Origin of the sequence: Cronbergia sp. UHCC 0137, assembly GCF_034932285.1 — a bacterium.
Taxonomy (GTDB): Bacteria; Cyanobacteriota; Cyanobacteriia; order Cyanobacteriales; family Nostocaceae; genus Cronbergia.
In genome coordinates, this window is record NZ_JAYGHC010000039.1 from 29,051 (window position 1) to 39,597 (window position 10,547).

The following is a 10,547-nucleotide window of genomic DNA, read 5'->3' on the forward strand; positions in this document are numbered from 1 at the left end:
TTATTTACCCTCCTTATTTTGTGTATCAATCCATTGTTTCCAATGGTTATTTAAGGTTTCTAAAAATTTACAATCTAAATTAGTTAAACTACCATTAACTAGAGTTACATTTGTAAATTCCTTTAAATCAGATTCTAAATTATCACCCTTAATCACAATGCTGTTAACCTTAATTGAACCCATACCTCTATTTGTTCCATATCCTAAAGGAATACGACCATCTACTAAATCACGTAAACATAACAAAAGTAGAGAAATAGCAGGTAATTTATTGTTAGAGATACGATCAATATCCAAAGTTAGATATATAGGTTTCCAGTTTATTTTCATCAATTCCAAATTGCTGTACAACATACCATCAGCAGCACCTCCAGTCCATCTATCTACTGCTACATGAAAAGCCTGTTGAACATTTTGGAGATTAGCATTATCCAATGCTTTTCTAAGATCGTTTTCATTAGTAGCAGCTTCCATATTTCCCCAAGCTGAAGGAGTTATAGGTATATTGGCATAACAATCATCAATAAAAAGTGAACCAATTCCTTTTTTAGTTTCCTTCTTAGCTTTTGCTCTTGTACCAAATAATTCATTAACTAAAGGAACTTCAATTTGATCCAAAAAATCTACATTTCTGTTAATTAGAGAGGGACAAACAGTTCTAATAATGCGTTCTGCTTGAAACCGGAAAGCACCTTTAATTGAACTACCTGGTAGCACAAATGTTAGACTACGATCAATAGCACTAACTAAAGGTAGAATATCAACAGCAATACCATTACCTTCTGCTTTGACCATTAATGGACTTTGTGGTTGCCAATTAATTTCAAATGTCAGCTTTTTTCTTCGAGAAGAAATAATACTACTTTGTAAAAAGATAGCTGAATTAATTATTTCATCCTTACCCTGTAAAGCTTTTAATATACCGTCACGTTGGCTCAAGTTAGATTCACGGATACTAAAATTAAATAACTGAACTTTACCTAATCCTCTGGTTTTTGCTGCACCTAAACGAATCTCTCCTTTTTCTAAAGCTTTAATCAAAGAAGCAAAGCTATTCTTATATTCTGTTGCTTCTTCTGAAGATTCAAAAGGTACTTCTAAGGTCATATTTAATGGTATTTTACAACCTTTAGGCAGTATTGCACGGTCATATTTTGCTTTTTCTGCGGCTGTACCCCATTCTCGATGAATGCCCACACCATCTCTAATTTCAGCGTTTATACCCTGAATAGGTGCATCTTCCACAAGAATAAAACTAGCGTGACCCTCAGCATCTTTTTCTTGTTGATAACCCCATACACTATTTGCTTTCTGAGAATCTTCTATCCAACTACGGAAAGCTCCTGCTAAACTTGTTCCAGGAATATAATATTTACCTTGACCATTAACAGCTAAAGGCAAATCTATTTGAGGATTACCACCCACTCCACCTACATGAATAGGGGTTTGAGCAATTAACTGACCACTAACTTTAATCCGAGATGATATTTTACGCGCCATGTACTTTTTCTCCTTGTTTTTGAGTGTTTTCTTGCTGCTTTTCAAGTTCACGTTTATGAGCGCGGATACAAGCATCTATCAAAATTTGTACCGCTTCTGGCCATAATTCATTTTTAAGTTTTTCTTCTCCTGTTCTAGTGAGAGTAAATTCAGCAAAACCGTCTTGATGTCCTAATTTTGTTAAAGCGGATGATAAATGCTCCCAAATTTCTGTAGGACTGGTGATTAATTGACGAAGTTTATCTAAACTACCATTTGGCCATTTATCACGACGATTTTTAGTATCTTGTAAATGTTGAATCCATCTTTGTAATCCCTCATCTTCTGGTGATTCAATGCGTGATAAAACTGAGCGCAAACTTCCTAATTGACTCATAGGGGGTTTACTTTCTCCATTTTCAATCCTGATGTCTAAAATTTGTGTACGAAAAGTATGTTCAGAAGGTGAAAGTTCAGAAGCTAAAAATAAAGATGCTCGATGAATAATTTCTCTCCATGCAGCTTTTTCAATGATCCGAGCATAATCAATAATATCTTGATCATCTTCAAGATAATCATTTGAATTTTTAGTTGGATTTTCCGGTTGCTTATCTTTTGGTTTTTCTAATGTTAATGTTGGTTGTGTTAATATTGGGTCATTGAAGGAAATTTGACCATAACCTTCTGCTCTTCTTTCACCAATACCTCTTGATTGAATCTCAGTTAATGATTCAGTTAATGATTCAATTAATGATTTATATTCCAATGTTCCTTCTTTAACTTCTTTAAGTTCTTTGACCTCAAAAACAATACAAGTTCCTGCTGCAAGTCCAACTAAAGAAGGTCGAGGTAATCCCCAGCGTACTTGCCAAGAATCTATCCGATGTGTTCTCCCTATAAATGAGAGTTTTTTATCTTCAGAAGATTTGATATCAAGTTTAACATTCAAATGTTTTTCTAACTCTTCTTGAAGATACTTAATATCAGTTGTTGGTCGTAATCTTTCATCTCTTAACAATACATCAGAAAGTAACCAGACTGTTAACTCATTATGAATAATTGCTGGTTTTTGATGTTTAAAGTCTTGATTAGGTAAAACTTCTAAACTTATTTCGCCATAGTCATCTTTTTTTGATTGCCCAATGCGATAGTTTCCTTTCAAAGAATCACGCCAAATTTTGCTATTTTTATCTAGGACATCTGCTATAGATTTCCTGAGCCTCAATTTAGCTTGTAATTTAGTTCCTGGTTTGATAGCTTCATAACTATAAATACCTCCTCCTGCATCTTTGGTAGGACTTTGAACTTTATCGTCAACAGTATTATGAGTCCCCACAATCATTTTGATTGTTTCATGCTTAGGTAAAATTGTTCCATCTGTAGAGTCAATATACCCTGCGCGATAACCTTTTAATTGTCCTTCTGGTTCACCTTCACGAAAACGGTTATAAATCTTGCCACCTTTATCTAATCCACCTGTTGATTTTTCATAGAAAAGTGCTAGAGGAACAGGTTTTCCTTGTTGACCATTTACTTCTAATGTAGCGTTAGTAACTATGATATCACCATGAGCGATCGCACTACCTAAATCCACACCTAAACCACTTAATTTTTTGACAATTAATCTTAGTAAATGAGTTCCAGGAATATAGTCAAGTGTCTCAACTACGTTACCCACAGTTCTTTTAGAAATAATCAGAGGAGATTTTGTAGTAATTCCTAAGTTAACTTCTACCCATTCTTCATTTACAAGCTCGTTTACATATCCTGTATTTTTTGTATCTTCTTTTTCTGATACATTATCAATTGATGGTGCTTGTGGTTGAGGATGTTTTGAAATCCAATCAATATAAGATTTTATATCCTCACCTTTAATTTCTAATTCACACTTTCCTGCTCCTCTGCGACGTTTACCACCTAGACGTTCTACAAATTTAGTACCAGCAACTAATAACGCATGAGCAGTATTTTGTTGCTCTTTATTTGTTGGTAAATTTAATTCACATTTTGCCTCTAGTACAGCACCACCTCTAACTACTTCTTCAAACCTCAAAAAGTCTTCTTTAGCACAACCAGATTCACTATCTATACTAATTCCTGGTTTCACAAAAGTTAGAGCATTTTTCACACTTGGTTTACTCTTTAAAACTGCTCGTAAAGAGTCTGAAAAATATGCTGCACGGATGGATAAAGCCGCAGGAATAGGTTCTTTTTGTAGTGCTTCTGTTGCTAAAGCAGGTTGTTCTCCAAAGAGATAATCTACCCATTTTTGCCAAGCACCATTTTCTGCACGATTATCTAAACCAAAAGCTACTAATTCACAAGCATCTCGTAAAATACCTGTCAGTGTTTTAGCTGGTATATAAGGAAGTCCATATTGATCTTTTTGTACTAAACTATCAATATCTCCGGGTATTCCTGCACCAGAACCAATATGCCAATCACTGGTAAGTTTGATTTTGATGATTAACGGTTCAGAATTTGAATTATTAGATTTATTCACCGTGATATTAGCTGTATTTTGAGATTGATTTTTCTGAGGTTGTTTTGGTTTATTCTTTTTAGACATTATTTTTTATCCTCTACATTTAAAAATTCGGCTGCGTCTATAGCATCTAATAATCCAGTAATGTACATTCCTGAATTTTTTTCTTCTTCTTGAAAGAGAGAATTTTCGCTACCTGCTAAAATAGTTAATTCTTTTGGATAACGATCTCTAATCAAAAGATATCGAGCATCAGCAACTTCTTTCCCTAAAAATAATCCTGCTTTAAGATCGTGCATTTGACTATTAGGTAATTTTCTTTTACCACCATCATTTTTATCTTTAGCTAAAAGAACTTTTATTTTTGCTTCCAATTTAGAAAATTGATGAAATTTAGCCCATTCTAAACCATTTGCTTGCTGAATATCATCTTCATAAGTAATTACATAAGGACGATTATGTAATTTTTGATTTTCTTTTTCTATCTTGCTCCGAATACTATCAAAATCAACACTACTAGAATCGTAAAGGATATGAAAATCTAAAGCTGAACAAGGATAGGGTTTATCTTTTCCTAAATGAAAATGGGTTACTTTTTTCTTGACTTCTTTAGCAGACTTCATTAATGATTCAGCTAAATTATAAGCTACTGAAAATGGAAATTTTGGTTTAATAATTGCTATTCCCGCACAAGCAGAAAGACGAGGAATACCTAATGCTTCTTTGGCAACTTCTGAAATGATGCCATTTAAATGTTCTTGAGATTGACACTTTGTTTCTTCTTCAAAAGCTGTCAGGAATCTCTTTGTAAATTCAATAGCAATTTTTCCATCACATACTACAGTTAAATCATCTCCTCCTAAGACTAATGGTATGATTGTTGCAAATTCTTGATTATCAGTAGATTTAAAAGCATCAAGAGCCGAAATAAATGCTTTTTCTGTACAGATATCTAAAGCAATAGAAAACCTTCTTAATTTATCTACATAATTTCTATTATCTACTGCACAACTTTGATTTTGATTATTAATAAAGTTTTGAAATTTTAGAAAAATTTCTCCTAAGCCATTACCATCTGCATGAATTACAGACAACCATATTCCTGGTTGATTATCAAGATATTCAATTAGTTCTCGAATATTACCAGGGAAGTTAATACTTGGTTTCTCTTTCTTTAGTAATTCTCTAATTCTCTCTAGACCTTTTTCACTAGAACTTCTTTTACTACTACTAACCACAGATATTACAGATTTATTTTCAGAATCAAAGTCTAATTCAGAAGCAGGTAAACCACTTGTAACACATTCATCTATTATTGGTAAACGCAAAAAACGTAAATCAGGAGCAGGTCTTTTAGATCGAACTGTGGCAAATTTTTGATGTATGTGAGTATTCACATCTCCTAAATCGTTTTTATCCCAATCAAATTCATGAATAACACCACAAATATCTAAACCTGGTGCTTCAATAAGAGCTTGGTGAGTGACATACTGAATAATTTCTTTGGCGATTTTTTCTTCCTTCGTAAGTAATAGAGCTTTACCTGAAGTAGCTACAATTACTTCAACTTTAACATCATTGTTTGTATCAATAGATGGATTTAATGTTTTATCTAAAAGGTTATCTCTAAGTTGTTTTCCATTTTTGAAAAGACCTAAAAATTTTGTAGATTTATTTACTTTATCTACGGCTTGTAAAACCCAGCTTGTACCAGCACGGTATGTCAACTCAGAAGCACCAATATTTTCTTTCAGCTTGTTAGTTGAAAAAATGTAGTTTTGATTTCCAGATGTCTCAATCAGTACCAAAAACATAATCTATCCTTGATCTTCAATTTATAACCCTACACGTGGACAAAAACCAACCAATGCTTATTACCCGATAAAATCACTACTCATGGAGCGATCGCTCAACCAAAACCTCAATCAATCAAGTCTCCCAGTTTATACGCCGGATTATGTGTGATAGAGATCACATACTTGCCCAACTTAGGGTCAAACAAACCAATTGCACCGTAAATATGAGATAATTTATGCGCCAACACAAAAGCCACAGGTATAGAAACAGGTCCATTAATCCTTAGCAATTGTCCTCCAACCAGTTCCCCCAATTGAACCATTTCCTCCAATCGCGCAGACGCATCCTTCACAATCTGGTCATTTTGAGCAGGTTCACCAAAACTCACCCGCAAAATCTCTTCTTTTAACTCAATATTGTAAGTAGTCATTTCCAATACCTAATCACCAACAGTTACATCATACATGACACTAGAAACAACCTATTCCAAAATAATCAAAAATATTTTAAAAAATAAATAGGGGGCGATCGCTCGTCCCCTTACAAAAAAAATATTATACTGATAGTACCGTATATTCTACCTTAATCAGCCTCTTTAACCGTCCTCTTAATTGCTTCCCCAGTATCTTCAGCAGTACGTTGAATATTCTTCCCAATATCTTCAGCCCCACGTTGTACACTCTTACTTAAACCTTTAGCGCCACCCTCAATATTTTCCTGGAGATTTTCCACACCTCGTTTAGTCCCTCTAACTACACCTTCCCGCAATTCTTCTGCTGAACTTCCCACATCCTCCCCTAAATTTTTCACTCTTTCATCAAACGGTGTCCCCTCTCGATAATTGCGTACATATTCCTCAGCACTATCAACTCCCTTATTTTCAATATTTCTCTGAGCATTTTCTATTAACGCCTCAGCCCTTCTCCGCGCTGCTTTTTCTGCGGTTTTCGCTCTAGGATCTACATCACTAAAGTTATTCATACCTCCTTGATATGGAGAAAGAGGATAATCTTTAGTCGGATCATATCGTTGAACATTAGGCGGTTGTCCCGCAGGTTGTGGTGGCTGTCCAGCTATACCAGGACGATTACAAGCTTGGATTAAACAGAGAAATATACCCGCTAAAAAAATCGTTAAAATTCTAAACACTTGCAGATTTTCTAGCCAATCAATTAGTCTCTTCATATTTCTATCCTTGCATTCTTTTAAGTCTAATCAAAAACATTAACAGGATTAACTTGAAAAATTAATCCTCAACATCATTAAATCCTGATTCCTAATTAGAATCCCCTTATTTACCCACCGATGGATTTTTTTGTAATTCAGGTCTATTACTAGCTTCATCTGCTTTATTTTGTAAAAATCCTGAAGCTTTCTCAACGGAATCTCTCACACTTTCAATCCTTTCTTGAACGCGAACTCCTAAATCTGGTTCACGCTGAATTAAACCACCAGGTTCAGGGTGTTGAAATTCTTTTTGAGTAATAATTGGTAATTCTGCTTCTTTCTTTACTCTACCACCAGGGGTTTCTGCGCCAGGATAAAGCATTTCTGCTTCTTTTTTTGCTGCTACTAAAAATTGTGGATTTAATAGTAAATTTGCTTGATCTTGTTCTTTTCTACTCCGTTCAGTTGTCACATTGGAATCAGTAGACATTCTCGTATAATTATCGCCACCATTTTGATAAGGATTATTTGCACCACCAGCTTGTACAGGAGTATTATGGGGATTTGCACCTTGAGTATTTGCACCACTACAAGCAACAGTCACAATCAACAGTATCCCCACTAAAAAGATAGTTATAATTTGGCGTATCTGCATTCTTTTCAACAGGTCTAGATAATGTCTCACTTAGTCCTCCTGTTCATTAAAAACACAAGTTTAATCTTTCGATAAAGTGGAGAGTAGAGACGTTTTAGAAAACCGCTCTATATAATTCTCCAAATCTGCTTAACTTTCAGCAATCCTCATCAAGGATAATAAGATTACAGCTATGTTTACCTCTAGCGAAAGTCACATTTTTATAAGATGAAAGTATAATAATTATCTAACTTCAGTAAGATATAACGATTCTTGATTTAATCAAATACAAAGGGGGAATTTGATTGAGTCCCCCCTTTACTAAGCGATAATTTAACCACTATTAGCCATATTTTCCATCTGACACACCCTACTAATTAAAGCTGGAAATGACTAATTTCAGGTGATGTAGATCAAATTTATGTCTTTTGTAATCTTCTAAAATCTTAGATTGTATTGGGATCAATACCTAATTCACGTAATCTATTAGCCAGTTTTTTATTTTTTTCTTGTTCAGCTAATAGTTCTTGTTCAGCTTCTTGTCTGGCTAATTCTAACTCTTGATGAGTGAGTAATTTTTCCCCTTTCTTGGGATTATAAAAGCGCATTTCTCCATTTTCTAGCCTCAACTCTAAACCCAACACTTCCGACATCACTGCAAAACCATTCTCGGTTTCTATTCTAGGAATCGGTAAATAATTTCCTTCTACTAATCTAAATCCCTGTAGTGGTGGTTTTAAATAGTCTGCGGTTGGGTCATACTGAAAATATTCTTTTACTCCTAAATAAGCATATAATCCTTTTTTTGTACCTTGATATTCACTAACTGTACTTTTCGATGTAATTTCTAAAACAAAATCAGGTACTTTATAATTTTCTTCCCATACTTTATAGGAAGTCCGCTTTTTTTTCTCAACTCCAAATACAACGAATAGATCGGGAGCAACAACGGCCTTGGGGTTTCCCTGTTCATAATATATAAACAAATTACCGGAAGTATAAACTTCTGGTTCTGTTTGAAAATGTATTGTTAAGGTTTCGACACCATAAACTAAATAGTCCCGTGCTGCATCACTTTCTGCCATTGGCAAGCCGTCACTTTCAGGATAATCTATATCGGGGACTATGTATTTAAGGGAAGTTGTCATTATTATTTAACTCCTGAAACCTAGCCTAGTAATAGAATAACACATAGCCAGGGCAAGTATCGCTAAAAAAAATGAAACAAATTTTACGCTGGATAATTTTGGGTGGTACACTGTTTTTTTTAACAAAATCCTTGCAAAACAACTGGTCAGAAGTAATGGCTATCCGCGTTGATGCCGCAGGGTGGGCAATTTTAACTACTGCTACAGGTGTAACTTTATTGGCTCATACTTGGGCAGGTTGGATTTGGACTTTGGTGCTGCAAGAGTTAAATCAACCTGTGTCATCTTCCCAGTTTATCCAAGTTTATCTAAAAACGAATATCGCCAAGTATTTACCTGGTAATGTATGGCATTATTATGGAAGGATTTTGGCTGCAAAAAATGCTAATGTTTCTCCAGGGGCGGCGACTTTAAGTGTTTTGTTAGAACCTTTATTAATGGCTGCGGCGGCTTTAATTAGTGTTATTGTATTTGGTGGGAGATTTGTCGGGAATAATAGTTTAATTATCAAGATTCTACAATTTCTGAGTTTGGTTTTAGTTCTTTGTGCTATTCATCCTTGGTTTTTAAACCCAGCACTTCGTATTTTATCTAAATTTAAAAACCTTAAAAATACTAATAAGCCTAATATGAATTTGCATATTAAACGCTATCCTTTACGACCTTTGTTAGGAGAATTGGTTTTTTTGGGTTTGCGTGGTACTGGATTTATATTAACTATGTTTGCGCTGAGTTCTTTGAGTTACAGCCAAATTCCTTTATTAATGGGGGCTTTTAGTTTTGCTTGGGTGTTGGGGTTAGTTGTTCCCGGTGCGCCTGGTGGTTTAGGGGTTTTTGAAGCGACAGCGATCGCTCTCCTACAATATCATTTTCCCACGGCTTTGGTGATTAGTGCGATCGCTCTCTATCGTCTCATCAGTATCTTAGCAGAAACAGCCGGTGCTGCTCTAGCTTCCTTAGATGAACGCTACCAATTCTAAATCCATCAAACAATCGGGGTAAATACTTTTTCAAGTATTTATCCTAGCCTTCATGAGCTAAAATCTATTTAAAGTTAGAGCATTTGGCATAAAAATCAGCGAACTTAATCCAGAAGATTTCTTGTTAAAACCGTAGAAGGTAACGAACCATGATCGCAGCTAAAGAAAATGTCCCCAGTCTAACCCCCGAAGAATACTTTACTTGGGAAGAACAGCAATTAGAAAAACATGAACTGATCAACGGTCAAGTTTACGCTATGACTGGCGGTAGCATCAATCATGGTCGTATTGCCATCCGCTTTACTGCCATGTTTGACAGCCACCTAGAAAATACAGGCTGTATCACTGGAAATTCTGATATCAAAGTTAAGATTGTCGGCACTACTAACTACACCTACCCAGATGTCAGCGTTACCTGTAACGAACGAGACAAAACCAATACCCAATATATTACCTACCCCTGCTTAATTGTTGAAGTTCTTTCCAAAAGTACCGAAGCCTATGACAGAGGTGGTAAATTTAGAATGTATCAAAATAACCCAGCCTTAATAGATTATCTCTTAGTCAGTTCTACCAGCATGGAAATTGACCTTTATCAAAAAAACAATGCAGGAGACTGGTTAATTATCAACTACAAACCAGGCGATACCATTGAACTCAAAAGCATTAACCTCAAATTCCCCATTGAACAAATCTATCGCGGTTTAACCCTTGAAACAGAGAATAGGCAATAGAATCAAAGTATTACCTATTAAGGCAGATATTAATTAGGGCTTGTTGAATAAATCTCAAACGAAGATATATCAAGGGTTTGAAGGTAAAAAAGGTGAATCAAGTGCAAGGAATAAGCGTTGAAA

General features: G+C 35.0%; 9 protein-coding genes. 2 read left to right on the forward strand and 7 right to left on the reverse strand.

Going from position 1 to position 10,547, the window contains the following annotated elements; genetic code table 11:
* The 7 genes from VB711_RS18745 to VB711_RS18775 all read right to left on the reverse strand — a co-directional run bounded on the left by VB711_RS18745 (position 1) and on the right by VB711_RS18775 (position 8,710).
* Complete coding sequence (locus VB711_RS18745) at positions 1 to 1,500, reverse strand: RAMP superfamily CRISPR-associated protein (RefSeq protein ID WP_323287738.1); 1,500 nt, start codon at positions 1,498 to 1,500, stop codon at positions 1 to 3.
* Positions 1,490 to 4,048 carry an RAMP superfamily CRISPR-associated protein gene (locus VB711_RS18750; protein WP_323287739.1) on the reverse strand — a complete coding sequence of 853 codons (2,559 nt, stop codon included), beginning with the start codon at positions 4,046 to 4,048 and terminating at the stop codon, positions 1,490 to 1,492. The genes VB711_RS18745 and VB711_RS18750 overlap by 11 nt, the downstream gene beginning before the upstream one ends.
* A complete protein-coding gene (locus VB711_RS18755; RefSeq protein ID WP_323287740.1) occupies positions 4,048 to 5,778 on the reverse strand; it encodes a Cas10/Cmr2 second palm domain-containing protein in 1,731 nt (576 codons plus the stop codon). The genes VB711_RS18750 and VB711_RS18755 overlap by 1 nt, the downstream gene beginning before the upstream one ends.
* A gap of 107 nt (positions 5,779 to 5,885) precedes the next feature.
* Complete coding sequence (locus VB711_RS18760; protein ID WP_323287741.1) at positions 5,886 to 6,191, reverse strand: CRISPR-associated protein Csx3; 306 nt, start codon at positions 6,189 to 6,191, stop codon at positions 5,886 to 5,888.
* 152 nt (positions 6,192 to 6,343) lie between these two features.
* A complete protein-coding gene (locus VB711_RS18765; protein ID WP_323287742.1) occupies positions 6,344 to 6,946 on the reverse strand; it encodes a hypothetical protein in 603 nt (200 codons plus the stop codon).
* Positions 6,947 to 7,052: 106 nt separating this feature from the next.
* Complete coding sequence (locus VB711_RS18770; RefSeq protein WP_323287743.1) at positions 7,053 to 7,613, reverse strand: DUF6658 family protein; 561 nt, start codon at positions 7,611 to 7,613, stop codon at positions 7,053 to 7,055.
* 395 nt (positions 7,614 to 8,008) lie between these two features.
* Positions 8,009 to 8,710: a Uma2 family endonuclease gene (locus tag VB711_RS18775; protein ID WP_323287744.1), complete on the reverse strand. Its 702-nt coding sequence runs from the start codon at positions 8,708 to 8,710 to the stop codon at positions 8,009 to 8,011.
* Positions 8,711 to 8,781: 71 nt separating this feature from the next.
* Here VB711_RS18775 and VB711_RS18780 point away from each other — a divergent pair, with 71 nt between their 5' ends.
* Positions 8,782 to 9,690: a lysylphosphatidylglycerol synthase transmembrane domain-containing protein gene (locus VB711_RS18780; RefSeq protein WP_323287745.1), complete on the forward strand. Its 909-nt coding sequence runs from the start codon at positions 8,782 to 8,784 to the stop codon at positions 9,688 to 9,690.
* A gap of 149 nt (positions 9,691 to 9,839) precedes the next feature.
* Positions 9,840 to 10,424: a Uma2 family endonuclease gene (locus tag VB711_RS18785; RefSeq protein ID WP_323287746.1), complete on the forward strand. Its 585-nt coding sequence runs from the start codon at positions 9,840 to 9,842 to the stop codon at positions 10,422 to 10,424.
* The last annotated feature ends 123 nt before the right edge of the window (positions 10,425 to 10,547 follow it).